This window comes from Caulobacter segnis (genome assembly GCF_023935105.1).
GTDB lineage: Bacteria > Pseudomonadota > Alphaproteobacteria > Caulobacterales > Caulobacteraceae > Caulobacter > Caulobacter segnis_B.
In genome coordinates, this window is record NZ_CP096040.1 from 4937674 (window position 1) to 4962699 (window position 25026).

Genomic DNA, 25026 nt, shown 5'->3' on the forward strand with positions numbered 1-25026 from the left:
TGCACGGCACCCCAGCGGCTTACTTTCTCTCTGCGCTCCGGTCATTGGCAACCGGCGTGAGGTAGTCCACGTCGCTGACGTGCTCCATCCAGGTCACAGGAGAGCCGTTGACGGTCTCTTGGATGGCGATGTGCGTCATCCCCGCGTGTGGCGTCGCACCATGCCAATGCTTGTGCTCGGCCGGGCACCAGAGGATGTCACCGGCATGGAATTCCAGCTTCGGCCCGCCTTCGGCCTGGGTCCAGCCGACGCCTTCGGTGACGATCAGCGTCTGGCCGGCGGGATGCGAATGCCAGGCGGTCCGGGCCCCAGGCTCGAAGTGGACGATCGCGCCGCCTACCCGGGAAGGTCCGGGGCGTTGGAACTGGCCCGTGATCGTCACCTTGCCCGTGAAGTACTCTGCCGGCCCTTCGACGGTCTTGAGCTCGGCTTTGCGGACGATGTCCATGGCTTGGTTTCCGTTCTGAGGAGGATCGAAGGACGCAGCCCCGATCAGGACCGCGATGAGCGTGGTCGTAATCATGGTTGATGCCCTACGCTTTAGGGGCCGGTCCGCGCTGGATGGTCTGCCCGCCGCGCGAAAGGGCGTTCATGAGGCTCACTTCGCCGTCGAGGCCTGGGCCTGACGCACCTGCACCAGGACGGGGCCCGGGCGATCGAAGATTGAGACGTCGCCAGCCACCTTGCCGAGGACGACGATGCCTGGCTGGGGCACGCGCCCGCCCCGGTAGTAGATCACGACCTCGTCCGAGCCCCACAGGCCCAGCGTGCCGGGCTTGAAATCGACCTGGCGCTGGGCCTGCGGCAGGGGCGAGGACAAGATCCCCGTCTTTTCCTGTCGCAGGTGGTCGCGCATCTGGATCGTCATCGGCAACCGCCGCGCGAAGGCGCGCGCCGCGGCGTTGTCGGCCAGGGTGGCGGTGACCTCACCCCACGGCGAGACGATCTGGATACGCTCTTGCGCCATGGCGCGCCCCATTGAGACGAGGGCGAGGCCGGCGGCGGCCAGGACGGTGCGTCGCATGGCGGGTCTCCCAAGATTGAGGCCCGGCCGCCCTAGACGGCCAGGTGTTGCTGGAAGAAGCGGGTCAGCTTGGCGAACGGGATCAGGTCCACCCGGTCGTAGAGGTCAACGTGGCCCGCGCCGGCCACCCAGACTAGTTCCTTCGGCTCGGCGGCGCGGCGGTACGCCTCGGCGCTGAACTCCTTGGAGTGAGCCTGGTCGCCGCTGATGAACAGCAACGGGCGCGGCGAGATCGTCTCAAGGTCGTTGAACGGGTAGAAGTTCATGAACTTGATGTTGCTCGTCACCGTCGGCTTGGTGGTGCGCTCTCGCGACGCGCCAGGCGGCGTCACCTCGCCGCGCGGCGTGCGGTAGAAGTCGTAGAACTCGCGCTGGATAGGATCGGTGTCGGACGTCAGTTGCAGCGTTGTGCCGCCGGCGACCTCGACCGGACCGCCTTCGAACTCGGCCCAGCGCTTCTGGGCCGCCGCGGCGATCATCTGCTTGCGCTGCTCGACCGAGACGGCGTGGTTCAGGCCATCGCGATTGGCCGCGCCCATGTCGTACATGCTGACGGTGGCGATCGCTTTCAGGCGCGGGTCGATCTTGGCCGCGCTCAAGATGAAGCTGCCGCTGCCGCACACCCCGATGCCGCCGATCCGCTCGCGATCGACGAAGGGGCGCGTGCCCAGGAAATCCACCGCGGCGCTGAACGCCTCGGCGTAGAGGTCCGGCGCGACGGCGTTGCGCGGCTCACCTTGGCTTCCGCCCCAGAACGGCAGGTCGATGGCCAGGGTCACGAAGCCCTGCTCGGCCATCTTGATGGCGTAGAGGGTTGCGCTCTGTTCCTTGACGGCGCCCATCGGATGGCCAACGACCAGCGCCGGCGCCTTGGCGCCCGGGGCCAGGTTCTTTGGCGTGATGAGGCTGCCTGCGACCGTCATTTGATACTGAGTCTTGAAGGTGACCGCCTGAACGGTCACGCGGTCGCTCTTGTAGAAGTTTTCAGCGCCATGGGTCATGTCCTGGGCCTTTGCGGTTGCGGGGATGAGCGAGGCGGCGACGCTAGCGCCCACGCCCTGGAGGAGAAGTCGACGGTCCAGCGCCGATGGGCGCGCAAGGGTGGGAAGATCATCTGGGCTTTGCATGAAAATCTCCGTGGGGGTCAGAGGCTGGCGAGATGGCGCGGGACGCTGAGGGCGGCGAACCCCGCCGAGGCGCAGAGCAGAAGGGCGCTGACGAGGAAGGTCGCGCGGTGGCCGCCGGCGTCGAACAGCAGTCCGCCGCACGCCGCGCCGGCCGTGATCGCCAGCTGGATCACCGCGACCATCAGGCCCCCGCCCGCGTCGGCGTCGTCGGGAAGGGTTCGCGCCAGCCAGGTCCACCAGGCCACGGGCAGGGCCGTGCCCACGAAGCCCCAGCCGATCAGCAGGGCCATGGTCGGCAAGGCGCTCGAGCCGGCGACGATCAGGCCAAGGGCGATCACGGCCATCAGCATCGGCGCGACGAGAAGCACCGTCCTCAGGCTCGCGGCCACGAGGCGCCCGATCACGGCCGTGCCGACCAGCCCGGCCAGACCCATCAGCAACAGGGCCAGGGAGAGCGGCGAGGCGCCAAGCCGGGTGACGCCTTCGAGGAACGGGCGCAGATAGGTGAAGAGAGCGAACTGGCCCGCGAACAGCAGGCCCATCGCCACCATCCCCGCCTTGGCGTAAGGCCGGCGCAGGACGCCAAGGACGCTCGGCGTTGCGTCGGACGAGGACGGCATCTTCGGCAGGGCGAGCCATTGCCAGGCGAAGGTCACCGCCGCGAGCGGCACGACCAGGAAGAAGGCCCCGCGCCAGCCAATGAACTGCCCGAGGAACGCGCCCAGCGGCGCGGCGACCAGGGTGGCCACGGCGTTGCCGCCGTTGACCAGGGCCAGGGCGCGGGGCACCTCGTCTTGCCGGACCAGGCGCATGACGGTCGCCGCCGACAGCGACCAGAAGCCGCCGATGACGACGCCGACCAGAGCGCGGCCGACCATGAAGAGCGGGGCATTGGGCGCGAAGGCCACCAGAAGTCCCGAGATCGCCATGACGCCGGTCAGGCCGAGCAGCACAAGGCGTCGGTCCCGCCGCGCGATCGGGCCGATCGACAGGCTGGTGAGCACGGCGAACAGGCCCGATACGGCGATGGCCTGGCCGGCCATGCCCTCGGTCAGCCGCAGGTCCGTGGCGATCGGCGTCAGCAGGCTGACGGGCATGAACTCCGAGGCGATCAAGGTGGCCACGCACAGCGTGAGCGCCAGGACCGCGCTCCAGCGGCCGCGGCCGGACAGCGCGGTGTCAGAGCGGGGAGAGGCAGTGTCGAGGTTCAGGCTGGCGGCGGTTTCCATGACCAGCAAGATAGGCGCGGGGCGCTAGCGCAATAGCCGCCCCCCGTTTATCGCGGCGTTGAGCCTGGCTCATCATCGCCAACCAGTCACAGGCCGAGCGGGCGCTCTTCTCGGATAAGGTCGATCAGCAGGCGCAGCCCGGTCGGCAGCTGCCGGCGGCCTGGATAGTAGATGTGGAAGCCGGGGCCGTTCGAGGACCAGTCGTCGAGCACCGTCCGCAACGTTCCCCGGGCGAGCTCCGCAGCGATGCACGGTTCGGGCAGATAGGCCAGCGCGGCGCCGCCCTTGACCAGGTCGATGGCGAAAGCGGTGTCGTCGATCGTGACCTGGCCAGGAACGTCCACCGCCAGCGTCTCCTCGCCGCGCTCGAACTCCCAGTGGTAGATGCTGTCGTCGCCCAGCCGGATGCGCAGGCAGCGATGCCGCGCCAGGTCCGAAGGATGCAGCGGCGCATCGAACCGCGCCAGGTAGCCGGGTGACCCGACCACCACCCAGCGGATGTCGGCCGACAGGCGCTGGGCGACCATGTCCTCCGGCACGGTGCCGCCATAGCGAATACCGGCGTCGGCTCCGGCCGCGACCACATCCACCAGGTGGTTGGCGATCACGACGTCGATGGCGATGTCCGGATAGCGCTCGACGAAGACCGGTAGCACCGGCGCCAGCAGCAGCGAGCCCGCGTGTTCGAGGACATTGAGGCGGATCCGCCCGGCCGGCTCGGCGCGGAACCTGTTGAGCATGTCCGCCGCGGTCTCGATGGCCTCGAAGGGGCCGAGGATCGACGCCTGGAGATGCTCGCCTGCCGCCGTCAGGGTGACGCTGCGGTTGGTGCGGTTGAGCAGGCGCACGCCCAGGCGCGCCTCCAGACCCTTGAGCGAGTGGCTGAGCGCCGAGGCGCTGACGCCCAGCTCCAGTCCCGCCCGGCGGAAATTGCGGTGCCGGGCCAGGGCGAGGAAGTAGCTGAAGTCGGCGAGATCGGTTCGGCTGAGCGGCATGCCACAGACTGACCCGTTCTGGCGGCATATGGCAATCGTGATGAAGCGCTCTCAACGTTGCGAGCCGGGCGCCCCGCACACCGAGCGTCCAGGCGCTTGCCGCCCACGCTTACCCTCCCCGGCCGATCGCATCAGGCATCGACCAGATCGCGCCAGTTGCAGCCGTTGGCGCGCCTCCAGGAACATGACGTTCAGAGACGCGCCCCGCCTTAGCGGCAGTGCAAAAGTTCATGAGCAATACGCTAGAGATCAGTCCGCTCGGCCATCTCCAGGGCGTCACGGCCGGCCTTCCTGAGGATTGCCATGTCGGTGGACAGCCATGCGGCGATGAGAAGACAGGCAGCGATCGCAAGGACGGCGATACCATAGGCGTGGCCGATGGATTTTGCGTCGCTCGCCGATCCAAGCACCGAGAAGAACAATCCGCCAATCAACGCGGCCGCCAGCGCTCCGCTGATCTGGAACATCGAATTGACCAAGCCGGCCGCCAATCCCGACCGCGTCTTGTCGATCCCCCGGACAACGGTCTGGACGAGGTTCGGAAGCGCAATCCCTTGCCCCGCGCCGACGACGAGCAGCGCGACGAACAAGAGGCGAGGAAGCCCGACCGAAATCAGAACCGCCGTCGCCGCCAGCCCCACAGCCTGCAGCCCCATTCCGCCGGCCGCGGCGTATCGCCCCAAGACTTTGAGGACCCAACCACTGAAGAACGGGCCAAGAAAGAAGCCGGCGGCCGCCGGAAGGATCGCCAAGCCAGCCGCGAAAGGCGTCTTGCCGAGGCCCCCTTGCTGGTAGATTGAAAATATCAGCCAGAAGGCCGCAACAACGTAGAAGAACAGGGCGGCAAGCAGGCCACGCATAAGTCCGGGCGTCCGAAGCAGGCCTGGCGCAACGATCGGGTCGCCACCTGCCTTTTCCAGCCTTCGTTCAAATCGCCAGAACGCGAGCAAGAGCGGGGCGGCGGTGGCCAGCATGACGAAAGCCCACGGCGGCCACCCCTGCTCACGACCTTCGATCAGCGGCGCTATGAGCGCACAAAGGCCAAGCGCAAGCAGCACGGCGCCCCCGATATCCAGCTGGCTTGGACGATCCGATCGTGTGTCCGTCACCAGGATGAGCGCCGCCGGCGCGGCGAGCGCGATCACTGGCAGGTTGACCAGGAATATGCTGCGCCAGCCGAGCCCAAAAATATCAAGCGCGATCAAGGTTCCGCCCAGAAGCAGGCCCGCCATCGACGCCAGTCCAAACGTCATCGCGTAGAGGCTCAGCGCCTTTGCTTTTTCATCTTCCGGGAAGATCGCATTGATCGAGGCCAGGGCCTGGGGCGCCATGATGGCGGCCGACACCCCTTGAAGAACCCGGCCTGTGACTAGCGCCGGGGCGGTCGAGGCCCAGCCGCACAAGGCCGACGAGGCCGCAAAGCCCGCCATGCCGATCAGAAAGATGTTTCGGCGCCCGTAAAGATCTCCCAGGCGCCCTCCGGTGACGAGCATCACGGCATAGGCCGTGGCATAGCCCGAGATGATCAGCTGCATCATAGCCGCGGAGGCCTGCAGGTCCGCCCGGATCGACGGCAAGGCCACATTGACGATGAAGAAATCCAGCGGAGGCAGGAACGCCCCCGCCAGCAAGACCATCAGGGCGGTCCATCTGCGAGGGTCGCGATGGGCTCCTGGGCTGACGGCATGCTTCAAGTTCGTCTCCTTTCGATTGACCGGCGCGGCGCAACGGTTCCGCGGCGCCTCGGCTCCGCCTTCCGCCTCAAGCTTCCGGAAAGTCGGTGCTGATCGTGAGGTCCTCCCAAGTCGCGATCTCCGCTTCGACCGCCGCGAGCTTGGCGCGCGCTCGACGCAAGGCGTCGGAGCCGAGCAGCAGGTGCAGCGGCGGATCAGGCGCATCGACGATGCGCAGCAGGGCATCGGCCGCGCGAGCCGGATCGCCCAACTGCTGGCCGGCCATCGACGAGAAAACCTGGCTGGCCCTGCCAACCGTCGCATCGTAGCCCCCGGCCTTTGGGGTGCTCAGGCGGATCGAGTGCATCGACAGGAAGTCCGTCCGGAAGGCCCCCGGCGCGACGGCGGTCAGCTTGATGCCCAGCGGCTCGACCTCCTGGTGCAGCGACGCCGTCAAGCCCTCCAACGCGTGCTTGGCTGCGGCGTACAGCGCCGACGCCGCGCCCGGCGCTCGGCCCGCGATCGAAGTGATGTTGAGGATCCGCGCCTCGCCCTGGGCCCGCAGCCCGGGCAGGGCCGCGCGGATTACCTTGAATGGCCCGAAGACGTCCGTGGCGAACAGGCGCTGGGCCTCCTCGTCGCCGGCGTCTTCCAGCGCGCCCAACAGGCCGTAGCCGGCATTGTTGACCACGACGTCCAACCGCCCTTCCGCCCGGCGGAAGGCCTCAGCGACCACTCGCTCGATGGCCACCCCGTCGGTGACGTCCAGTGTCAGGACGTGCAGCTCGCCCGGCCCTACTTCGATGGACGGCGCGCCCGAACGGACCGTGCCGATCACGGTGTCGCCCCGCGCCAACGCGGCCTGAGCCAGCGCCAACCCCAGACCGCGCGAAATCCCGGTGATGAACCAATGCTTCGTCATCGCATGCTCCTTGTGAGGCGAGTCTTGTGCGCCTGCATTCGCACCTTCAGAATGGCGCCAATTCTGCGTGAGCTTGTAAGGCGTGCTAAACAATGACCTTGAGCACTGACGCACTGCTGAGCAGCGGTGACTTCGTCCATCTGCGGGCGTTCGTGGCCGTGGGCCAGGCGCTCAGCTTCACTCGCGCCGCCGAGACCCTGGGCGTCACGCCCTCGGCGCTCAGTCAAGTCGTGCGCGCCTTCGAGGACCGGATCGGGGTCCGCCTGCTGAACCGCACCACCCGTAGCGTCTCCCTGACCGAGGCGGGCGAGACACTGCTCCACCGCGTCGCCCCCGCTGTGGCCGAACTCAGCCAAGCTGTCGGCCAAGTCCGGCTCTATCAAGAGCAGCCTTCGGGGACGGTGCGGGTCCACGTTTTCCGCTCGGCCGCCGACCTGTACGTCCAGCCGATCTTGCCCGCATTCCGCCGCGCCTATCCCAAGGTCGTCCTGGACATAACCGTCGATGACGAGGTGGTGGACACGGTGGCGTCGGGTTTCGACGTCGCCATCCGTATCGGCGAGGTCATCGAACGCGACATGATCGCCGTGCCCCTGGAGCCGCCGGTGCGGCAGGTCCCCGTCGCCGCCCCAAGCTATGTCGCGGAACGCGGCCTGCCGGCTCATCCCCGCGACCTGCTAGGCCACGACTGCATCCGCTGGCGCTGGCCGGGCCGCACTCAGCCCTACCGCTGGGAGTTCTTCGAGAACGGCGCCTGGTTCGAAGTCGAGGTCGATGGGCCGCTGATCGTCAACAGCAAGGACATGGCGCTGAAGGCTGCGATAGACGGCGTCGGCGTCGCCTTCTCGGTCGAGCGCACCGCTCGCCACGCTATTGCCGACGGCCGGCTAGTCCCGATGTTGGAGGCTTGGTGCGAACCCTTCCCGGGCCATCACCTTTGCTTTGCTCAGCAACGGCAGATGAGCCCGGCCCTACGCGCTTTCATAGACACGGTGCGCCAAGGCGCTGCGGCGGCCGACTGAGTTTTCCGTTGGCGGCGCAGCGCCAAAAACCCGACCTTGGCCCGCTTCCGAAAGGCGGATCTTCCACAGGTCTTCGCGCCTTCAGGACGCAGCCTCGATTTTTTCGTGTGAGGTTTTTCGCCAGCCATTCGTCCTTGCTTGGCGGACATCCCGTCCCTGGAGCGGCAAGCAATGGATCCAGGCCGGGAGGCGCGGGGTTATGGAAATCCCTTCAACATCGGGAAAGGCGATCAGATGACCCCTCTTCGTCCCCGTAGTTTGAAAGTCGGTCTCTAAGCTGACTTTTAAAGGTGACGTCGCCGATCTCGGTCGCCACCATTTTGCTTTCTGCGGGGCATAGCGCGGTGACAAGCCATGGCGCCGCACCGGGCGGAGCGGACCTTTTCCGGGCATTGCCTCACCACCCCTGATTGAATTCCGTGCACATGAGCCTGCGCCGCGACGAGGCTCCGACATCCGACATTGCATCGGGCGGCGCTTTCCCGAGGGTTGAGTTCGTTCAACCTAGAGGTTTACGATGCTCTTGACGCCGATGACGGACGAGCCGCCGCCCTGGGATACCGATCCGGTTATCGTCTGGAGCCCGGCCAACCAAGGTGGTTGGATGCCCACGGCCTGGGCTGACACGGGCGCGGGAGGAGCCGTGGGCGCCGGGGGCGTGGATCCCCTCGCTTTGGGGCAGGGGTCCGAGGTCACCTGGGCGGCCGAGACCCTGGCCCAGCAAAGCGCCACCATCGGCTACCCACCATCGCCCGGCATCAAGGAATGGTGGTTGAATATCAGCCGGGACTATGCGGCCGCCGATACCTTCATTTCCGAGACGGTCTACGTCACCGGCAATTGGACCAAGCCCTTCGACGCCATCATGCTGGCGTGGCAGGACTTCGTCTCCACCGTAGGCCAGACGCTTTCGGGCGGCGTGCTGTCGCCGTTCGCGGCCCTCTTTCACTATGTCCAGGGCAGCGGCGACGCCATGAGCGTGCGCCTGCAGGATCTGGGCCTGCATTTCGAGGCTGATGAGGTCCAGCCGCTCAAGGATTTCGTCGCCGCTCACGCCGCCCAGACCAATCAGCCGCTCCAGGTCTCGGGGGATTTCGCCTACAACACCGCCAACGACAGCCTGGTGACCGCGTCGTACATGGGCAACATCACGCTTCACTATCAGGGCGAAGTCACCATCTCACCGAGCGGTAACTATCATTTCACGGGCCAGATCACCGCCTACAATGATGTCTACGACGCCAATCCCAGCACCCATCGCGGCCCCATCGGCGAAGCCTCCACACACATCCTGGGCCTGTTCGGCGGTACGAGCTACGAGATCGCCATCACGGGCGGGCAGAGCGTAGTGATCGATGGGAGCATTCACTGACATGCGCGGGCGAAACATGATCGCGATCCTGTCGGCCGCGCTCACGGCGGTCGCCGCGTCCGCCTGCTCGAAACCCCGATCCTGCGCCGACTATGGGCCGGCCGACCGCAAGCGCCTGGTCGAAGAAGCCTATAGCCGAACATTCAAGAAGCCGGTGGCCGGCGAACTTTCGATCGTCTCCGAGGCCAAGCAGGCTCAATCGTGGCTGATAGGCTTCAAGTCCGCCGATGCGCCCCGTTCCTTCGCGATTTTGAGCTGCGAGACCGGCCAGGTGGAGTTCAGTCGCGACCGAGGCCCGGCCTAGGACAAGGGCGGCGCGATCGCTCGTTCGCCTTGCCCGGGACGCGCGGCCGATAAAGAGCGTGGGCGGAGCTTTCGTCTCCGCCCAGTCGCCGCGGTTGTCCAGACCGGGCGTCCTCGACCAGGTGACGCTCGCGTCAAGATCGGCGTCCGCAGCCGGGTCTGACGACAGGCCGCCTTGATGACTCTGCGGCTTGGTTCGGATGCCCGGTAAGCGTGGGCCGCGCCCCTGGGCGAGACTCATGTCGGTCAGGCGTCAGGTTCTCCGATCCGCCTTTGATTGAGGGGAAAGCCTTCCCCTGGGCGCGAGCCTTTTTGGTGTCGCGTATCCCTTCAGCGGGGGGCGCTTGGCCCCCCAGGCTGAGCCAAAACTCGGCCGTTTAGCTAGACGTTCATTTCTGCGGAACGAACACCTTGTTGGGGAAGCTTTGGTCCACGACATCCAGGAAGGCGCGGACCTTGGCGCCCACCAGGCGTCGGGAGCTTTGCAGCGCCCAGATTTCCACCGGCGGCGCATCCTCCACGCCCCATAGGATCAATCGGCCCGCGGCGAGGTCGTCGGCGATCAGAAGCTTGGGCAGCAGGGCGACCCCCGCTCCCGCCAAGGTCGCGTCGCGCGCCATCAGCAGCGAGGAGAGCCGCAGCACGGGTTGGGGCTTAAGAGTCAGCGTTCCCCCATCGATGGACCGCATGCGCCATATCCGGTTCGGCGGCATGGCGGCCAGGACCACCGCTCCCACCGGTATCGCGTCCGCCTCCGGCGCTTGGGCCGGGGGCATGGCCAAACCAGGCGAGGCCACGATCAGCCTCTCGTCAGTCAGGAAGCGGCGCCCCACGAGCCGCTCGTCCGGCGCAGGATCGATACGGATCACCAGGTCAAAGCCGTCCTCGACCGGATCGGCCTTGCGGTCCTCGGCGACAATCTCCAGCTGCACGTCCGGATAAGCCAGGGCGAAGCGCGCGCCGATCCGACCGAGGGCGACGTGTGCGAACACGACCGGCGCGCTGACACGCAGACGTCCACGCGGGACCGAAGCGCCGAGCACGACGGCTTCTCCCGCCTCGGCGATCTCTGCGAGCAGCCCCTCAGTCCGCGTATGAAGAGCGCGCCCTTCCTCCGTCAGGCGTAATGTGTGCGTGCCCCGGTCGATCAGCCTGACACCCAAGCTCTGCTCCAGCTCCGCAACCCGCCGCGACAGCGTCGCCTTAGGCCTGCCGGAAAAGCGCGCCGCGCTGCTGAAGCCTCCTTGAGCAGCCACGAGGTTGAAGTCGGTCAGGGCGTCTAGATCCATCTATCGTCTCAAACTTGGAACAACTGGTTCCAAACTTGTCACCTTCTCAGCAAAACCGGAACATCTATCTTCTCCCTCAAGCCACGGCGCCTTCCGCGCTCTGCTGAGGAGATTCCACATGACGATCCTGGTCACAGGCAGCACAGGAACCATCGGATCCCAGGTGCTGAGCCATCTGCAAGGTCATGGCGCGGACGTGCGCGCCCTGACGCGTTCGCCGGAAAAGGCTCAATTTCCGGCGGGCGTAATCCCGGTCGGCGGCGAACTCGGCGACATCGACTCCGTCCGTTCGGCCATGACCGGCGTCAGCACTCTATTCCTGCTGGTTCCCAACCTAGCCGACGAGCTGACCCAGGCCATGCTGGCGCTCACCGTCGCGCGTGAGGCCGGCGTCAAGGGCGTGGTCTATCTGTCGGTGTTCAAGGGCGAGGCCTATGCCGACGTGCCGCATTTCGCCGGCAAGGCAACGGTCGAGCGGATGATCCAGGCGCTGGCTCTGCCGGCGACCATTCTGTTGCCGGCCTATTTCATCCAGAACGATCTGCGCCAGAAGGACCTGCTGCTGGGGCCGGGGATCTACGGTTCGCCGATCGGCGCCAAGGGCCTGTCCATGGTCGATATCCGCGATATCGCCGCCGCCGCCGCCGTTGAACTCCTGCGGCGCGAGCGGGCGCCGGACCCGCTACCCAGCGAAGTCTACGACCTCGTCGGGCCCGACAGCCTGACCGGGCAATCCATCGCAGCTATCTGGGGCGGGGCGCTGGGGCGTCCTATCCGCTACGGCGGCGACGACCTCGTCGTCATGGAGCAACGCATGAAGGCGGTGTTGCCTGCGTGGCACGCCCTGGATTTGCGCTTGATGTTTCAGCGTTATCAGAGTGACGGCGCGGTGGCCGATCCCGCCGCGATCGAGCGCCTCACGGCCCTTCTCGGTCGCGCACCCCGCTCTTACCGTGACTTCGCCCGCGACGCGGCCGCCCAGTGGGCGAGGGCCTGACTAACCTAGTCCCGGAGAAACCTAATGACGGACCTGCATCCCCTTGCGGCCGAAGATGTCCCCGTCGTGGGGGCCATGCGGCAAGCGACTGCCCCCCCACAAAGGCCAACCGATGGGCGTCGAGGCGCGGCCCATGTTCGATGCGATGATGGCCGCCACGCCGGCCGCCGAAGGCGTCCGTTTCGAGCTTGGCGAGGTGGGCGGCGTCCCGGGCTGGTGGTGCCGCATCCCCGCCGCTGACCCTGGCCGGCTGCTGCTCTATGTGCACGGCGGCGGCTATGCGCTCGGCTCGGCCGAGGCGTTCCGCAACCTCGCCAGCCAGATCGCCGTGCGCGCAAAGGCCGATGCTTTTCTGCCCGAATATCGGCTGGCGCCCGAACATCCGTTCCCGGCGGCCATCGACGACGTGATCGCCGCCTATCACGGCCTGATGGCCCTTGGCCAGGCAAGGATCGCCATCGCGGGGGACTCAGCGGGCGGCGGCCTGACCTTGGCGCTGCTTGCGATCCTTCACGCCCAAGGGGTCACCCCGGTTGGCGCGGCGGTCATGTCACCCTGGACAGATCTCGATCTGACGGGCGCGAGCCTGGAAAGTCGCGCCAACGCCGATCCGATCTTTACCCGCAGCGTGCTGCAGGCCATGGCCGACAACTACGCCGGAGGCCGGGACAGGACCGATCCGCGCATGTCGCCCCTCTACTCTGCGCTGGGCGGCCTGCCGCCGATCTACATCGATGTCGGCGACGACGAGGTGTTGCTGGACGATTCCGTCCGGTTCGCCGCGCGCGCCGCCGAGGCTGGAGTCGATGTCAATCTGTCGATTTGGGGCGGCATGCCTCACGTCTTCCAGTCCAGCCTGGGCCTTCTGCGGGCCGCGGATCAGTCGCTCGACGCCAGCGGCGCGTTTTTATCAAGCAGGCTCGCAGTCCCAGCCAACCCCACCACCCCAACCGAAGGCGAATGATCATGACGCGGGTAAGCCGAGGGCTTCGCCGCATCCCTCACAACCAAACGATTAAGGACCACAAGATGCGCGCTAGCCTAACAGCCCTATTGGCCGCGACGACCTTGGCGATCTGCGCGCCCGCAACGGCCCAGGATCGCTCATCGCTCCCAGCGGCGTCGCCGGCCAGGACCGGTTCCTGGACCTATCCAGGAACCGGCGCCGTGAACACCTACTGGATCGAGACCCCGGGCGGCGGCCTGGTCGTTATCGACGTCCAGCGCGACCTGGTCCACGCGGCCCAGGCGCTGGCGGCGGTGAAGGCCGTGGGCAAACCCGTCCGCGCGATCCTCATCACCCACGCCCATCCCGATCACTACACCGGCCTTGGCCTCTTCAGGCAGGCCTTCCCGGGCGTCCCAGTCTATTCGTCCAAGGCGACGGCCGATGCGATCCGCTACGACACCTATGGTGCGAATGCGGGGACGCAGGCCGACGCCCCCGACATCACACCGCGTGAATTCGTGGCGCCTGGCGTCACGTTCGACGGCGACACGACCCTGAAAATCGACGGATTGACGATCGTCGCGCGTGAATTGGGCGCCGGCGAGGCCCCCGCGACGACAGCCTATTACCTGCCCTCCACGCGAGAGCTGTTCACCGGCGACGCCATTCTCAACCGGCTACACGGCCCGCTCAGAGAAGCCCATACCGGGCCGTGGCTTGGCATTCTTGATCGCATCGAGGCGATGTACCCCAACGTCACCATTGTGCATCCAGGGCACGGCGCGTCGGGTCCGAAGGAGCCAATGTTCGATGACGAGCGGCTATATCTGAGGACCTGTCGCGCAATCGCGGCGGAAGAGATCGCCCGCGGCGGTTTCACCGATGCGGCGAAGGCGGCGACGATCCGCCGGATCAACGCCCGGTTTCCTTACACCAACCCAACGGGGAACAAGGATATCGTCAGCGACAGCGTCGACGGGCTCTTTCGGGAGTTCTCTGCACCGTCGTTCGCGCCGCTTCGGTGACGTGAACCCGTCGAAGTCATCGCAAACCCAAAGCTCAATCGCCGACGGAACGGCGCTTTCGTCTCGAGCCAGCTTGATATTCCGGCCGTCGCCGCCATCCCAGACCCACCTCCAGGAGCTTGATTATGACGCGTGTATTGTTTGTCGGGCAGGAGCCCGAAACCGTCGACTTTTCCGACCCCTCCCTGCCGCCAGGGTTCGACGCCGAGAAAATCCAGGCCGGCATCGACATCGCGGAGGCCTCGATGACCGAGCGCGGTTGGACGGGCGACCTCTGCATGATCGCCCCCGACGACAGTGGCATAGCGATGCTGTCTGCGCAGTTGGCAAAGGCGGACTACGATTGCGTGGTGATCGGGGGCGGCCTGCGTCTTCCGCCCAAAAGCCTGTCGTTGTTTGAGCAGGTTGTGAACGCCATCCACCGGGGCGCTCCTCAGGCAGCTATCGCTTTCAACACCCGCCCCCAAGATACGGCGGAGGCCGCGGCGCGGTGGATCGGTGCGGATTGAAGGCGAAGCACTCGCCGTAAACGACCTCGTCCACGCTTCCGCGCCAGCACCTGCAACCTCGAAAGTTGCCGATCGTTCGCCAGGAGATAGGTCGGCTAAGCATTGCCGACGAAGGAGAACCTATAGGCCTTCCGCGCAACGAACTCGTGACCCGCCTTGTCAAGGCGGGCGAACTTGAGATGCTGGGAGGCGACTAGGCTGGGATCGATATGGAGGCGCTGGCGCACGCTTCGACGCCGAACAGGCAAGCTCAGTTTGGCGAAGAACACCAGCATCTGAGCTCGCCGAACCTGTCGGCGGATCACCACTTCGCCTGTCGCGTCGACGCCGTGCACCTGAAACACCGACTTGGCGATATCCAGACCGATCGTAACCGCATGAGCCATGGCTCTCTCCTCCTGCTCTGCGGGAGCTTACGCTCCCGCGGGCGGAGAGCCGTCCACAGCATCAGGAGCGGAATTTGGCGTGGATCCGGACACCAGACATTTCCTTTGAGGCCGGCTATTGTCGTCGACATAACTCTCCGAGATTGCGGCTAGGCCCGTGAGCGCTAGTCGCCCTGGCGGTTCCCCATGAACTGTGGCGTATCGAGGGGCGTAAGCCACGGTTCGCGACGGACGACCCAGCTTTCGTACTGGGGTGCGAATATCCCGGTGTCGTCGAAGCTTCCAAGCGAGATCTCGTACTCCGCCTCCCCGTCTTGGCTGAAGTTTTCCGCCAGCACACGTGACCCGCAACGTCCACAAAAATGGCGGCGATATCCCGGCGAACTTTCCCAGCTCGCCAGCGGCCCCTCGACGGTTACCTGGTCTGGGGTGAACACGAGGAAGGGGTTGAATGCGCCCGCGTGCGCCTTGCGACAGGTCAGGCAATGGCAAAGGCCCGCACGAACAGGTGGTCCCGAAACGGAGAAACGGGCGTTTCCGCAGGCGCAGCCGCCTATGAGCCTAGATTGATCGGTCATGATGCTCGAACGCGCCACACGCGCCATTGGCGCCGAGGGCAATGCATGGCCTTGCCCCCTTACCCGACCGATCCAGATCTGGGCGGTCAGCTGGCGCGCCTCCAAGAACTAGACGTTCAGCGCCTTCGTCGAGAAGACCAATGCCACCGTTCACCAGGTGGGCGCGCGGCTGTATGCGGAGGACGCCGATGCATCCTCCGCAGTCTAGATTTAGGTCAGCGCGCCGCCATCGACGTTCAGGATCGTCCCGGTAATCTGCCGGGCAGCGGGCGACGCCAGGAAAGCTACCGCAGCGGCCACGTCCTCAGGTTTGCCGTAGCGACCAAGCGGGATCAGCGAGCGCTGAAAATCGGAGGACTCGCCATCGGACGGGTTCATGTCCGTGTCGGTCGAGCCCGGCTGCACGAGATTCACGGTGATGTCACGCGGCCCCAGTTCGCGGGCGAGGCCCCGGTTGAACGACTGCAGCGCCGATTTGGTCATGTAGTAGGCGGCGCCAGGATCGCCCACGATGCGATCGGCGCCGGCCGAGCCGATGGTGATGACGCGGCCGCCTGCTTTTAGGTGCGGGATAGCCGCCTGGGCCGCAAAGATCGGCGCGCGCACGTTCACCGCTAGTAGAGCGTCGACGTCCTCCTGGCTAATCTGGGCGAAGGGGGCGTAGCGTGCGATGGCGGCGTTGTTGACCAGGATATCGAGACCGCCAAGGGCAGCGGCCGCCTCATCGACGGAGCGCTTCACCGCTGTGACATCGGCGCTGTCAGCCTGAATGGCGACAGCTTTGCGCCCCTTAGCCTCTATGGCCCGCACGACGTCCGCAGCCTTGTCGGCAGCGCGTTCGTAGGTGATGGCGACGTCCGCGCCCTGCTCGGCCAGTTCCAGGGCGATCGCGGCTCCAATGCCGCGGGAAGCGCCCGTCACCAGGGCGCGCTTGCCAGTCAGATTCGTCATATCGGTCTGGAGTCCGTTTTCTAGAGTGATCGATACATAAATAGCTGGGAAGTTGCGACGCCGGTTCAAGGGACTTATCTAACGATCGATGCAGAATTCAGGACACCATCCGCAAAGCGGTGATGGGGCGGCGGGGCGCGGACGCGGTCGGCCGCGCGCGTTCGATCGCGACGCAGCATTGGCTCAAGCGATGAAGCTGTTTTGGGAGAAGGGCTACGAAGCCACCTCTATCTCCGATCTGACCGCTGCAATGGGGATCGGCGCGCCCAGCCTTTACGCCGCGTTCGGCTCGAAGGAGGCGCTGTATAGCGCGGCGCTCGACTACTATCGTCGGACCTACGACGAGATGGGCTGGGGTGGGTTCAGGGCCGCAGCGACGGCGCGTGGGGCGGTGGCGACGTGGCTCCTGGACTCCGCCGCCTCGTTGACAGGTTCGCTCTGCGACATGCCCCGCGGCTGCATGGTGACCTTGTCGATGGTTGGCGATGAGGGCCACCCCGGACTGGGTGAGATGGTCCGCGCAGCGCGCCTCGGCAGTCTTGAAAGGCTGGAGGCGCGATTGGATCAGGGTGTGGCCGATGGCGAGCTTCCGGTCGAAACCGACGTCCACGCCCTCGCCCGCTTTGTGCAGACCGTCCAGAGTGGGATGTCGATCCTGGCGCGGGATGGCGCCACACGGAAGGAACTGGAGGCCGTTGCGCAGGTCGCAATGCAGAGCTTCACTGCGCTCGAAGACCGACGCTCGTAGACATCGCCGACTTGCGCGATGACCCCAAGAATAGCGGCCTCATGACGCCCATACTGGCGTCAGCCTGACCTCGACCGCCGTGGCCAGCATGCGCCAGTAGCGGTCGTTGGCGCCTCTCCAGAAATTGGACGTTGGAATGGCGGACATGAGCTTCGGCTGAAGCAAATTGCTAGCGGCGGCGGACACGAAGCCGCGAAGTCGCCTTTGCCTACAACGGCTCGATAGGCATGCGATCGACGAGCTGGGTGAGCGTGGCGGGGAACACCATCTTCACCCGCGCGCCTTGCCGAGCCTGGCTTTGGACCTCGAGCCGCCCGTGAGATTGACCCACAAAGCCGCTGACCATGGAGAGACCCATACCGTTGTTGCCCAGCGAGGCCTTGGTGGTGAAGAAAGGCTCTGTCGCGCGCGCGATGACCTCCGGATCCATCCCTGGGCCATCGTCTTCGACTATGACGCAAACCGCCGGAGCGCCGTCGAGATCGTCGTCTTGAACGCGAACGACAATCTGGCCTTGCTGGCGCGTCGCTTCGCAAGCGTTGGCGATCAAGCTCAGCAGAGCCGCCTCGAACTGGCCCCTGTCGAGCAAGACGCGCCGTCGCGTCGCCTCAAAAGCGAAACTCAGATGGCGGCCGGCCGCGGCCGCTTTCACCAATGGCTGCACCTTTCGAATGGCTTCGGCCAGACTAAGCGGCCGGGGGCTCAGCGGCGCCTTGCGAGCGAAGGCGAGAAGCTGATGAACCAAGGCGGCGGCGTCCTGCGCGGCATGCAGAGCGCGAGCACCATGACGGTCAACGCCCATGTCTCGAAACTTTGGCGCCATCAACTCCAGGGCCCCGATGACGACTTGGAGGAGATCCGTCAGGAATTGAGCCTGGCCAGTCGCGAGTTGACCGACAGCCTCGATCTTGCGCTTCTCCTGCAGTGCGTCTTCAGCCGTCTTCCGCCGCGTGACATCTAGCTGGTTGCCGAGGAAGTATCTCAAGGCGCCAGCGTCGTCGAACACGGGGCCAATAAACAGCGTGTTCCAGAAGCGTGAACCGTCCGCCCGGTAGTTGACGATGTCGACCGAGATCGGCTGCCGTTGTTCAAGCGCCTGCCGGATCCGCCGCCCCGTCTCAGGATCGGTCTCCGCCCCTTGCAAGAATCGGCAATTGCGTCCCAGGACATCTTCGCGGGCATAGCCGGTCAGATCCAGGAAAGCCTGGTTGGCAAAGACAATCGGATGATCGGCTTGCGTCGCATCAGCCAAGATCGTCGGCATGGTTGCGCCACCGAGCACAGCTTGAAACGCGGCTAGGTCGCCGTTCCAACTCTGAAGCATTTAGCTGGTCGCTTGGCTGTCGCGGAGGATTTCGGCGCCGCGGTTGAGCACGACCCGCTGTCCCGGGTAGGCAGTAAGCGCCGCTTCGAAAATCGCGGCCGCGAGGGTGAGCGTGACGCCTCTGCCGAGCACCCGTGGCGCGTCGCCCGCGACGCGCAGTTCGACCGCGAACGGAATGTCTTCGTCGGGAGGCTGGGAGGTCATCGGATGCGCCTAGCGACTACTGGGTCTTGGCGTCCCATCGGCTGATGACACGGTCGAGATGACGCAGGATGATGACACGTCCCGGATATTCGCGGGTCGCCGCATAATAGGCCGCGTACCCGATTGACGGCGAGGCGCTGACAGCCACCACCTGTTCCAGCGCGCCATCGTGCGCCGACCACAGCTCGACGACATAAGGCAGCTCTTCGTCGTCATTTGGGAACCGGCCTTGCGATGGCGGCGTTTTCGACCAACGGTCGAACGGATCATCAGTGGGGCTTAGCTTTACAACTTGTGGCACCGCGGAGACTCCCGTTCAAGCGCCGCACAATTTCGCCTACGTTCAAGGCTGTCAACGCTGCGGACAAGCACATCCGTATAGAGAAGAAGAGGCGCATGAAGTCTTCTCACGATCGTCGGTTCGAGCTGCTCGTCGAGTCCCTGACGGGCTACGGCGTCTACATGCTCGACCTCGACGGCCGGGTGACCAGTTGGAACCGCGGCGCGCAGAACCTCAAGGGCTACACCGCCGAGGAAATCCAGGGCGAGGAGTTCAGCCGGTTCTTCACGCTCGAGGATCGCCGTGACGGGCTCCCCCGGCGCCTGATCATGCAGGCCCGCGCCCTGGGCCGGATCGACAGCGAGGGTTGGCGGGTCCGCAAGGACGGCGGTCGCTTCTGGGCTGTAGCAACCCTGCACCTGATGCGTGACGATGCCGGCGAGCCGATCGGCTTCGCCAAGGTCACCCGCGACATGACCGAGCAGCGGGCCGCACAGCAGGCGCTCGTCGAGAGCGAACGCCGCTTTCGCTATCTGGTCGAGGGCGTCGTCGACTACGCCATCTACATGCTGGACGTGAACGGGGTGGTCACCAACTGGAATCGCGGGGCCCAGCGCATCAAAGGCTACGACGCCAACGAGATCGTGGGACGGCATTTCGGGGCCTTCTACACGCCCGAGGACCGCGCCGCGGGTCGCCCGGCTGTCGCCCTGGTCACCGCCAAGGCCGAGGGCCGGTTCGAGGGCGAAGGCTGGCGACTGCGCAAGGACGGCAGTCGTTTCTGGGCGTCCGTGGTGATCGACCCGATTCACGACGATCAAGGCCAGTTGATCGGCTACGCGAAGATCACGCGCGACATCAGCGAGCGCAAGGCCGCCGAGGAGGCCCTGGCCCAGAGCGAGCGGCAGTTTCGCATGCTCGTCGAGGGCGTCGTCGACTACGCCATATACATGCTCGATCCCAACGGGATCATCACCAACTGGAATGCCGGCGCCGAGAAGATCAAGGGCTATAGCGCCAGCGAGATCGTCGGCCAGCACTTCTCGAAGTTCTATACCCCCGAGGATCGCGCCGCCGGCCTGCCCGTGCAGAACTTGCACCGAGCCGCGACGGAACGTCGGTTCGAGGCCGAGGCGTGGCGTGTCCGCAAAGATGGCACGCTGTTCTGGGCCAATGTGGTGATAGACCCGATCCGCGACGAGACCGGACGTTTGGTCGGCTACGCCAAAATCACCCGCGACATCACCGACAAAAAGCGCGTGCAGGCCGAACTCGACGAGGCGCGCGAACGGATCGCTCACAACCAAAAGATGGAAGCCCTGGGCCAGCTCACAGGCGGCGTGGCGCACGACTTCAACAATCTCCTGATGGTGGTCAGCGGCCAAGCGCATCTGCTTCGCAACAAGGTCGGCGATGATCCCAAGGCCCATCGCGCCCTCGACGCCATCGAGACCTCCGCCTTGCGCGGGCAGGATCTGACCCGGCACCTCTTGTCGTTCGCCCGGCGCCAACGTCTGCAGACGACCATCGCCCCGCTCGCCGAGCGGATGAGCGGCGTGCACGAACTGGTCGCCACCAGTCTGCCGGCCAACATCGAGCTGAAGCTCGACATCTCCGACGACCTTTGGCCGGTCGAGGTGGACCAGGGCGAACTGGACCTGGCGATCCTCAATCTCGCCGTCAACGCGCGTGACGCAATGCCGACAGGCGGGCGGCTGACGATTTCGGCGCGCAACACGACCCAGACCGGGACGGTCAGCGACCTTTTCGGCGATTTTGTCGAGATCGAGATCACCGACACCGGCACGGGCATCGCGCCCGACATCATGGCCAAGATATTCGAGCCCTTCTTCACCACCAAGGACGTCGACAAGGGGACCGGCCTTGGTCTGAGCCACGTCTATGGCTTCGCCCAGCAGGCGGGCGGCGACGTGCAGGTCGACAGCATCCTGGGCAAGGGCACGCGGTTTTCGATCCTCCTACCGCGCTCGCACGGGCAGGTGTCGCCGAAGGCTTTCTCGATCGAGGCCACCGAAAGAACCGGGGCGGCCCGGATCCTGCTCGTCGAAGACAACCCCGATGTCGCAGACGTGGCGATGGGTCTGCTGGAGCGGCTTGGACACCAGGTGCGTGTCGCCAACAACGCCGCGTCCGCCTTGAGCGCCTTGCAAGACGGTTCGCCGCCCGACCTGGTGTTCAGCGATATCGTGATGGCCGGCAAAATGGATGGCGTGGCGCTGGCGCGGCTGCTGCGCGAGCGCCACCCCGAACTGCCTGTGCTCCTCGCCACCGGCTACAGCCAGACGGCCGAGAACCTGAACGCGGAGTTTCCCATCCTGCGAAAGCCCTACAACATCGACGAACTGAAGACGGCGATCGATCAGGTGCTACTGGGCGCGACGGCTCCGGCGTCCGGCACGGTCGTCCCCCTGCCTCGTGCGCGCAAAGAGCGGAAGGCCTGATATCGGCGCCGTCAATACTTCGACCATCGGCGCATGTGGGTCCACGCGAAGACGGGGCCACTAAGTCCTGCAGCCACTTGCGACAGGGCAAGCGCCTGCCCTGCTGACCTGAAGTGCTGGTGACCGCCCAGGTCGCGCCAACTGCCGCCGTTGGCGGGCCTCCAGCAACTCGACATTCAGCTCTTCGATCGAAGAAACCGCGCGGCGTTTCCAGCGAGGTTCCGAAACAGCCGCTATTTGGCGCGCTGAATAGTCACCGCGCGGTTTCTACGCCGCATCAAGGAGTGCGCCCCCGTCGACGTGCAGCACCTGGCCCGTCACATAGGTCTGGCCAGTGAGGTAGAGATAGCTCTGAGCGATCTGCTCGACGTCGCCAGAGTGACCGACAGGCAGCCGCGCGGCTTCGGAGGCGTAAAGGGCTGCTTGTGCGTCTTCGCCCATACCCGCCCAAAGGTCGGTTTTCACAACACCAGGCGCCACGCAGTTTACGCGGAGCGGCTGGAGTTCAATGGCCAGGGCCCGCGTACCGTCCCTGCCAAGCCGCCGCCAGCGGCCGCGATCGGCAGTTCATCAGGACCGCGGGCCTCGTGTGGTCCGTCAGATGCCCGGCACGCCAAGGGCGTGATGTTCATGACGCTGGAGGACAAGACCGGCGTCTCCAACCTGGTGATCTGGAAGACCCTCTACGAAAAGCAGCGGCGCGTGGCGCTGTCGGCCTACTTGCTGGGTGTGGAGGGTCGGATCCAGCGCGACGGCGATGTCGTCCACCTAGTCGCCTACAAGCTCCACGATCTTGGGGCGGTGCTTTAAAGCCTGCAGGATCGATGCGCCGACGCGGGCGATCTCCTGGGCTCGGCGCAGCCGGAACTTCTGCTAGGTCGAGGTCAGGCGTCTGGCGACGCTCCGTTTGCGATAGTCGAGCCAACGCTTCCTTCGGTTGTCGCAGCTGCTGCGCCGATCGTGCGAATCCCCTCGCGAGCGATGACCTCCCACACCTTGTCATCGCGCCAGATTTCGATGGTCTCGGCACTGGCGTGCTCACGGAAAAGCTGTTGGGCGTGGGCGCGGTGTCGCCCGGGCCGCAGCTTGGCCACATCAACAAAGCTCGCCACTTGGTTGGACGCCAAGCAGACGAAGGTCAGGGTGTCAGAATCATCGGCGTCGAGGTCCATGCGCTCAGCCTAGCTGGTGATCCCATTACGCGTCGTCCGATACCCGACCTCTTCGCCAAGAAATTGTGTGTGCAAAAAGGCCAGCCGAAAGGCTGGTCACCTCCTAAATCGAGCGCCACTAGATAGGCCTCTATCAACGGCCCGGCCATCATCTCGAAGCGCGCAGCGGAAAGCTTGGGGATCCGCGCGCCCAAGCCCTGGTGGCTTTTCACGAGGCCTCCGCCTGTCAGACCGACAATCAGCTCGAGCTGAGCGCGCGCGTCCCGCACCGCCCCGGATAGGTCCAGCGCTCTGACCTTCGCGCCTTCGGGAAAAACGAAGCGATAGATCAGGACGGGCCGGGTCGCCTCTGCATAGGCCAGCAGGCGCTCGCGCCTTTGCAAAACATCATCGAGGTCGACGACCACGCCGACGCGAAGGGCGTCGTCCTCGGCGAGGAACGACGAGGCGGCCTGGGCCGCGAGGTGTTTGGGCATGGATGGGATATGGGGAGCCAGCCCAGGCCCTTCCAGAGGTGGGCCGACCCGCGGGCGCGAGAGGGCGAGCAAATGGGCCGGCCTCCCCGTCCGCCTGGTACGCGCGCGCCGGACCCTCGAAAAGCGATTACGGCCGGCTGTCGGTTCCCGCGCTCACGGGCAGGGCGACATACCGCTCGCGGATGGCCTTGTTGAAATACTCGCCCTTGGCGAAGGCCAGGCGCAGGCCCTGCGCGATGTCAGCGGGCACGCCTTGATAGGCATAGGCGCGCCCGCTGACGAAAGTGATGGTCAGGATCTGACCAGCCTCGTCATAGGCGAAGGCCTTGATCACCGATGAAGGCATGGCCGCCGCTAAGGCTTCTGGCGATCGCCTCGGTCGCCCTGGCCGCGGACGGCGTCATGCTGGGCGTGCCGGCGCTGGTCGGCGGCCGAGGATTTGCCGACATCGACGGACTCGGCGATGCGGCCCTTGTCGTCGCGGCGGATATAGCGCTTGTCGCCGTCGTGCGGCTCGATCAGTTCGCGTTTGGACATGGGGTGGTTCTCCTTTCCAGAGACGAATCCGCGATTCTGCAGAACCGTTCCCGACCTCTGGGTTTGGAACGCCCTGGGGAAATGTCGGTTTTGCTTGGAAGGAGACAGTCCATGTCGCGTGAGCCCTTCGATCAGCCCAGCCAGGTCGACCCTGTCGAGGGCGAGGTCAGCGTCAGGGGCCCTGGGGCGACGGGGGTTTCGTTGACGCCAAGCGCGGCCCGTGAGACGGGCGATCGGCTGAAGGACGCCGCTGCGCGGGCGGAGGACGGCCACGTCGAGGCCATCGATCTTGACGACCCGGCCAGTGTCAGGCGCTGGGCCAAGCACCTGGGCGTGGGCGAGGACGCGCTGCGCAACGCGGTGATCGCCGTCGGCCCCGACAGCGAGGCGGTGGCGCTACGGTTGACGTCGGCGCGCGGCGCGGCCGATTAGCGCCGCGTGCGGATCGCCACCTTCAACATCAACAACGTCGTCTCGCGCTTGGCCGCGCTCACCGCCTGGCTGGACGCAGAACAGCCGGACGTGGTCTGTCTGCAGGAACTCAAGGCCGAGCACGCCGCCTTCCCGTTCGCCGCGCTCAAGTCCCTCGGCTACGAAGCCGCCTGGAAGGGTCAGCGTGCGTGGAACGGCGTGGCCATCCTGGGGCGCGGCATGACGCCGGTGGTGACGCGCATCGCCCTGCCCGGCGAGCCGGACAAAAGTCAGGCGCGCTACATCGAGGCGGCCGTGGGCGGGGTGCTGATCGGCTGTCTCTACCTGCCCAACGGCAATCCGGCGCCTGGGCCCAAATTTGATTACAAGCTGGCCTGGTTCGAGGCGTTCCTGGCTCACGCGCAGAGCTTGATGGCCAGCGGCGCGCCGGTCGTGCTGGCGGGCGACTACAATGTCGTTCCGACCGAGGCCGATCTCTACCCCAACCATTCCTACGCGGGGAACGCGCTCCTGCGTCCCGAAAGCCGCGCGGCCTTCCAGCGCCTGCTCGACCAGGGCTGGACGGACGCCTTGCGCGCGGTTCATCCGGAAGGCCCACTCTGGACCTTCTGGTCCTATCCGCGGTTTCGCTGGCCCAGCGACAAGGGCCTGCGCATCGACCACCTGCTAGTCTCGCCGCAGATCGCCACGCAACTGGTCGACGCGGGGGTCGATCGCTGGGCGCGGGGCCTTGACGGCGCGAGCGATCACGCGCCGGCCTGGATCGAGATCGATCGATGAGCGCGCCGCTGGTGACGCCCGATGGCGGTTACATTGTGGTGCGTGGGCAGCTCTGGCGGCGAAGCAATCCGAATATCTCGTCCGGAATCCGGCAGTGTTTCGTGGATGTCCTGATGGCGGCTCTGGCCCATAGCTCCTCCCGATGTGTGCACTCAGCTAAACTGAGTCCACCACACACCGGGACCAGACACCTAGGGCGCATCGTCCGCTGACGGAACGCTTTGAAGCCTTGGCGCGTACAACTTCCAAGGACGTCGTAG

At 65.8% G+C, this 25026-nt stretch carries 29 protein-coding genes and 1 pseudogene; 12 read left to right on the top strand and 18 right to left on the bottom strand.

The features are described from left to right. Positions 1 to 19: 19 nt before the first annotated feature. The 7 genes from MZV50_RS22970 to MZV50_RS23000 form a co-directional block, all read right to left on the bottom strand. Entirely contained in the window at positions 20 to 523 is a 504-nt protein-coding gene (locus MZV50_RS22970; RefSeq protein WP_252631651.1) for a (R)-mandelonitrile lyase, read from the bottom strand. Between the two features lie 75 nt (positions 524 to 598). Continuing rightward, positions 599 to 1024: a cyclophilin-like fold protein gene (locus MZV50_RS22975; protein WP_252631652.1), complete on the bottom strand. Its 426-nt coding sequence runs from the start codon at positions 1022 to 1024 to the stop codon at positions 599 to 601. Positions 1025 to 1056: 32 nt separating this feature from the next. After that, on the bottom strand, positions 1057 to 2025 hold the full coding sequence (locus MZV50_RS22980) for an alpha/beta hydrolase (protein ID WP_252631653.1): 969 nt from the start codon (positions 2023 to 2025) through the stop codon (positions 1057 to 1059). Between the two features lie 143 nt (positions 2026 to 2168). Further along, the gene (locus MZV50_RS22985; RefSeq protein ID WP_252635302.1) at positions 2169 to 3380 is read right to left on the bottom strand and encodes an MFS transporter; all 1212 of its coding nucleotides are present in this window, start codon (positions 3378 to 3380) and stop codon (positions 2169 to 2171) included. Positions 3381 to 3466: 86 nt separating this feature from the next. Continuing rightward, positions 3467 to 4375 carry a LysR family transcriptional regulator gene (locus tag MZV50_RS22990; protein WP_252631654.1) on the bottom strand — a complete coding sequence of 303 codons (909 nt, stop codon included), beginning with the start codon at positions 4373 to 4375 and terminating at the stop codon, positions 3467 to 3469. Positions 4376 to 4617: 242 nt separating this feature from the next. Further along, entirely contained in the window at positions 4618 to 6012 is a 1395-nt protein-coding gene (locus tag MZV50_RS22995) for an MFS transporter (protein ID WP_252631655.1), read from the bottom strand. A 124-nt stretch (positions 6013 to 6136) separates the two neighbouring features. Continuing rightward, on the bottom strand, positions 6137 to 6970 hold the full coding sequence (locus MZV50_RS23000) for an SDR family NAD(P)-dependent oxidoreductase (RefSeq protein ID WP_252631656.1): 834 nt from the start codon (positions 6968 to 6970) through the stop codon (positions 6137 to 6139). A 92-nt stretch (positions 6971 to 7062) separates the two neighbouring features. Between MZV50_RS23000 and MZV50_RS23005 the strand changes: the two genes are divergently transcribed. The 3 genes from MZV50_RS23005 to MZV50_RS23015 all read left to right on the top strand — a co-directional run bounded on the left by MZV50_RS23005 (position 7063) and on the right by MZV50_RS23015 (position 9668). Then, complete coding sequence (locus MZV50_RS23005) at positions 7063 to 7992, top strand: LysR family transcriptional regulator (RefSeq protein ID WP_252631657.1); 930 nt, start codon at positions 7063 to 7065, stop codon at positions 7990 to 7992. Positions 7993 to 8509: 517 nt separating this feature from the next. Then, positions 8510 to 9364, top strand: a complete 855-nt coding sequence (locus tag MZV50_RS23010) for a lipid II-degrading bacteriocin (RefSeq protein ID WP_252631658.1) — start codon at positions 8510 to 8512, stop codon at positions 9362 to 9364. A gap of 16 nt (positions 9365 to 9380) precedes the next feature. Further along, positions 9381 to 9668 (top strand): hypothetical protein, encoded by a 288-nt coding sequence (locus MZV50_RS23015; RefSeq protein ID WP_252631659.1) that lies wholly within the window; start codon positions 9381 to 9383, stop codon positions 9666 to 9668. A gap of 388 nt (positions 9669 to 10056) precedes the next feature. On the opposite strand, the gene MZV50_RS23020 is transcribed toward MZV50_RS23015, so the two are convergent. After that, positions 10057 to 10956 (bottom strand): LysR family transcriptional regulator, encoded by a 900-nt coding sequence (locus MZV50_RS23020; RefSeq protein ID WP_252631660.1) that lies wholly within the window; start codon positions 10954 to 10956, stop codon positions 10057 to 10059. Between the two features lie 118 nt (positions 10957 to 11074). Here MZV50_RS23020 and MZV50_RS23025 point away from each other — a divergent pair, with 118 nt between their 5' ends. From MZV50_RS23025 to MZV50_RS23040, 4 genes are all read left to right on the top strand, one after another. Next, entirely contained in the window at positions 11075 to 11953 is an 879-nt protein-coding gene (locus tag MZV50_RS23025) for an NmrA family NAD(P)-binding protein (protein WP_252631661.1), read from the top strand. Between the two features lie 133 nt (positions 11954 to 12086). Then, the gene (locus tag MZV50_RS23030; RefSeq protein ID WP_252631662.1) at positions 12087 to 12917 is read left to right on the top strand and encodes an alpha/beta hydrolase; all 831 of its coding nucleotides are present in this window, start codon (positions 12087 to 12089) and stop codon (positions 12915 to 12917) included. A gap of 203 nt (positions 12918 to 13120) precedes the next feature. Then, positions 13121 to 13927, top strand: a complete 807-nt coding sequence (locus tag MZV50_RS23035) for an MBL fold metallo-hydrolase (protein WP_252631663.1) — start codon at positions 13121 to 13123, stop codon at positions 13925 to 13927. A gap of 125 nt (positions 13928 to 14052) precedes the next feature. Further along, positions 14053 to 14436: a hypothetical protein gene (locus tag MZV50_RS23040; protein WP_252631664.1), complete on the top strand. Its 384-nt coding sequence runs from the start codon at positions 14053 to 14055 to the stop codon at positions 14434 to 14436. A gap of 214 nt (positions 14437 to 14650) precedes the next feature. On the opposite strand, the pseudogene MZV50_RS23045 reads toward MZV50_RS23040, so the two are convergent. From MZV50_RS23045 to MZV50_RS23055, 3 genes and pseudogenes are all read right to left on the bottom strand, one after another. Continuing rightward, positions 14651 to 14822: pseudogene (locus tag MZV50_RS23045) on the bottom strand (IS110 family transposase); the annotation flags it as partial. Between the two features lie 164 nt (positions 14823 to 14986). Next, positions 14987 to 15400 (bottom strand): GFA family protein, encoded by a 414-nt coding sequence (locus tag MZV50_RS23050; RefSeq protein WP_252631665.1) that lies wholly within the window; start codon positions 15398 to 15400, stop codon positions 14987 to 14989. A gap of 210 nt (positions 15401 to 15610) precedes the next feature. After that, entirely contained in the window at positions 15611 to 16420 is an 810-nt protein-coding gene (locus MZV50_RS23055) for an SDR family NAD(P)-dependent oxidoreductase (protein ID WP_252631666.1), read from the bottom strand. A 121-nt stretch (positions 16421 to 16541) separates the two neighbouring features. On the opposite strand from MZV50_RS23055, the gene MZV50_RS23060 reads away from it, so the two are divergent. Continuing rightward, the gene (locus tag MZV50_RS23060; protein WP_252631667.1) at positions 16542 to 17099 is read left to right on the top strand and encodes a TetR/AcrR family transcriptional regulator; all 558 of its coding nucleotides are present in this window, start codon (positions 16542 to 16544) and stop codon (positions 17097 to 17099) included. 208 nt (positions 17100 to 17307) lie between these two features. Here the strand turns inward: MZV50_RS23060 and MZV50_RS26540 are convergent, their stop codons facing one another. Both MZV50_RS26540 and MZV50_RS23075 read right to left on the bottom strand, forming a co-directional pair. Then, a complete protein-coding gene (locus MZV50_RS26540) occupies positions 17308 to 18423 on the bottom strand; it encodes a PAS domain-containing protein (protein ID WP_289781889.1) in 1116 nt (371 codons plus the stop codon). After that, positions 18424 to 18627, bottom strand: coding sequence for a hypothetical protein (locus MZV50_RS23075; RefSeq protein ID WP_252631668.1), 204 nt, complete (start codon positions 18625 to 18627; stop codon positions 18424 to 18426). Positions 18628 to 18861: 234 nt separating this feature from the next. Here MZV50_RS23075 and MZV50_RS23080 point away from each other — a divergent pair, with 234 nt between their 5' ends. Further along, positions 18862 to 21369 carry a PAS domain S-box protein gene (locus tag MZV50_RS23080; RefSeq protein ID WP_252631669.1) on the top strand — a complete coding sequence of 836 codons (2508 nt, stop codon included), beginning with the start codon at positions 18862 to 18864 and terminating at the stop codon, positions 21367 to 21369. Positions 21370 to 21636: 267 nt separating this feature from the next. Here the strand turns inward: MZV50_RS23080 and MZV50_RS23085 are convergent, their stop codons facing one another. Continuing rightward, entirely contained in the window at positions 21637 to 21834 is a 198-nt protein-coding gene (locus MZV50_RS23085; RefSeq protein ID WP_252631670.1) for an SDR family oxidoreductase, read from the bottom strand. A gap of 159 nt (positions 21835 to 21993) precedes the next feature. On the opposite strand from MZV50_RS23085, the gene MZV50_RS23090 reads away from it, so the two are divergent. Then, the gene (locus tag MZV50_RS23090) at positions 21994 to 22179 is read left to right on the top strand and encodes an OB-fold nucleic acid binding domain-containing protein (protein ID WP_252631671.1); all 186 of its coding nucleotides are present in this window, start codon (positions 21994 to 21996) and stop codon (positions 22177 to 22179) included. A gap of 74 nt (positions 22180 to 22253) precedes the next feature. Here the strand turns inward: MZV50_RS23090 and MZV50_RS23095 are convergent, their stop codons facing one another. From MZV50_RS23095 to MZV50_RS23110, 4 genes are all read right to left on the bottom strand, one after another. Beyond that, positions 22254 to 22541, bottom strand: coding sequence for a hypothetical protein (locus tag MZV50_RS23095; RefSeq protein WP_252631672.1), 288 nt, complete (start codon positions 22539 to 22541; stop codon positions 22254 to 22256). Next, positions 22508 to 23017: a hypothetical protein gene (locus MZV50_RS23100; RefSeq protein ID WP_252631673.1), complete on the bottom strand. Its 510-nt coding sequence runs from the start codon at positions 23015 to 23017 to the stop codon at positions 22508 to 22510. The genes MZV50_RS23095 and MZV50_RS23100 overlap by 34 nt, the downstream gene beginning before the upstream one ends. Positions 23018 to 23144: 127 nt before the next feature. After that, the gene (locus tag MZV50_RS23105; RefSeq protein ID WP_252631674.1) at positions 23145 to 23363 is read right to left on the bottom strand and encodes a KTSC domain-containing protein; all 219 of its coding nucleotides are present in this window, start codon (positions 23361 to 23363) and stop codon (positions 23145 to 23147) included. An 8-nt stretch (positions 23364 to 23371) separates the two neighbouring features. Further along, positions 23372 to 23554, bottom strand: coding sequence for a hypothetical protein (locus MZV50_RS23110; protein WP_252631675.1), 183 nt, complete (start codon positions 23552 to 23554; stop codon positions 23372 to 23374). 111 nt (positions 23555 to 23665) lie between these two features. On the opposite strand from MZV50_RS23110, the gene MZV50_RS23115 reads away from it, so the two are divergent. Both MZV50_RS23115 and MZV50_RS23120 read left to right on the top strand, forming a co-directional pair. Further along, entirely contained in the window at positions 23666 to 23986 is a 321-nt protein-coding gene (locus MZV50_RS23115; protein ID WP_252631676.1) for a DUF3606 domain-containing protein, read from the top strand. A 6-nt stretch (positions 23987 to 23992) separates the two neighbouring features. Then, complete coding sequence (locus tag MZV50_RS23120) at positions 23993 to 24766, top strand: exodeoxyribonuclease III (protein ID WP_252631677.1); 774 nt, start codon at positions 23993 to 23995, stop codon at positions 24764 to 24766. Positions 24767 to 25026 lie beyond the last annotated feature (260 nt).

What these genes read in the sequence shown, in the direction of transcription:
- MZV50_RS22970 (WP_252631651.1), bottom strand. Translation starts at nt 523, where the DNA reads ATGATTACGACCACGCTCATCGCGGTCCTGATCGGGGCTGCGTCCTTC.
- MZV50_RS22975 (WP_252631652.1), bottom strand. Translation starts at nt 1,024, where the DNA reads ATGCGACGCACCGTCCTGGCCGCCGCCGGCCTCGCCCTCGTCTCAATG.
- MZV50_RS22980 (WP_252631653.1), bottom strand. Translation starts at nt 2,025, where the DNA reads ATGACCCATGGCGCTGAAAACTTCTACAAGAGCGACCGCGTGACCGTT.
- MZV50_RS22985 (WP_252635302.1), bottom strand. Translation starts at nt 3,380, where the DNA reads ATGGAAACCGCCGCCAGCCTGAACCTCGACACTGCCTCTCCCCGCTCT.
- MZV50_RS22990 (WP_252631654.1), bottom strand. Translation starts at nt 4,375, where the DNA reads ATGCCGCTCAGCCGAACCGATCTCGCCGACTTCAGCTACTTCCTCGCC.
- MZV50_RS22995 (WP_252631655.1), bottom strand. Translation starts at nt 6,012, where the DNA reads ATGGTCTTGCTGGCGGGGGCGTTCCTGCCTCCGCTGGATTTCTTCATC.
- MZV50_RS23000 (WP_252631656.1), bottom strand. Translation starts at nt 6,970, where the DNA reads ATGACGAAGCATTGGTTCATCACCGGGATTTCGCGCGGTCTGGGGTTG.
- MZV50_RS23005 (WP_252631657.1), top strand. Translation starts at nt 7,063, where the DNA reads ATGACCTTGAGCACTGACGCACTGCTGAGCAGCGGTGACTTCGTCCAT.
- MZV50_RS23010 (WP_252631658.1), top strand. Translation starts at nt 8,510, where the DNA reads ATGCTCTTGACGCCGATGACGGACGAGCCGCCGCCCTGGGATACCGAT.
- MZV50_RS23015 (WP_252631659.1), top strand. Translation starts at nt 9,381, where the DNA reads ATGATCGCGATCCTGTCGGCCGCGCTCACGGCGGTCGCCGCGTCCGCC.
- MZV50_RS23020 (WP_252631660.1), bottom strand. Translation starts at nt 10,956, where the DNA reads ATGGATCTAGACGCCCTGACCGACTTCAACCTCGTGGCTGCTCAAGGA.
- MZV50_RS23025 (WP_252631661.1), top strand. Translation starts at nt 11,075, where the DNA reads ATGACGATCCTGGTCACAGGCAGCACAGGAACCATCGGATCCCAGGTG.
- MZV50_RS23030 (WP_252631662.1), top strand. Translation starts at nt 12,087, where the DNA reads ATGTTCGATGCGATGATGGCCGCCACGCCGGCCGCCGAAGGCGTCCGT.
- MZV50_RS23040 (WP_252631664.1), top strand. Translation starts at nt 14,053, where the DNA reads ATGACGCGTGTATTGTTTGTCGGGCAGGAGCCCGAAACCGTCGACTTT.
- MZV50_RS23050 (WP_252631665.1), bottom strand. Translation starts at nt 15,400, where the DNA reads ATGACCGATCAATCTAGGCTCATAGGCGGCTGCGCCTGCGGAAACGCC.
- MZV50_RS23060 (WP_252631667.1), top strand. Translation starts at nt 16,542, where the DNA reads ATGAAGCTGTTTTGGGAGAAGGGCTACGAAGCCACCTCTATCTCCGAT.
- MZV50_RS26540 (WP_289781889.1), bottom strand. Translation starts at nt 18,423, where the DNA reads ATGCTTCAGAGTTGGAACGGCGACCTAGCCGCGTTTCAAGCTGTGCTC.
- MZV50_RS23075 (WP_252631668.1), bottom strand. Translation starts at nt 18,627, where the DNA reads ATGACCTCCCAGCCTCCCGACGAAGACATTCCGTTCGCGGTCGAACTG.
- MZV50_RS23080 (WP_252631669.1), top strand. Translation starts at nt 18,862, where the DNA reads ATGGCGGCGTTTTCGACCAACGGTCGAACGGATCATCAGTGGGGCTTA.
- MZV50_RS23090 (WP_252631671.1), top strand. Translation starts at nt 21,994, where the DNA reads ATGTTCATGACGCTGGAGGACAAGACCGGCGTCTCCAACCTGGTGATC.
- MZV50_RS23095 (WP_252631672.1), bottom strand. Translation starts at nt 22,541, where the DNA reads ATGGACCTCGACGCCGATGATTCTGACACCCTGACCTTCGTCTGCTTG.
- MZV50_RS23100 (WP_252631673.1), bottom strand. Translation starts at nt 23,017, where the DNA reads ATGCCCAAACACCTCGCGGCCCAGGCCGCCTCGTCGTTCCTCGCCGAG.
- MZV50_RS23105 (WP_252631674.1), bottom strand. Translation starts at nt 23,363, where the DNA reads ATGCCTTCATCGGTGATCAAGGCCTTCGCCTATGACGAGGCTGGTCAG.
- MZV50_RS23110 (WP_252631675.1), bottom strand. Translation starts at nt 23,554, where the DNA reads ATGTCCAAACGCGAACTGATCGAGCCGCACGACGGCGACAAGCGCTAT.
- MZV50_RS23115 (WP_252631676.1), top strand. Translation starts at nt 23,666, where the DNA reads ATGTCGCGTGAGCCCTTCGATCAGCCCAGCCAGGTCGACCCTGTCGAG.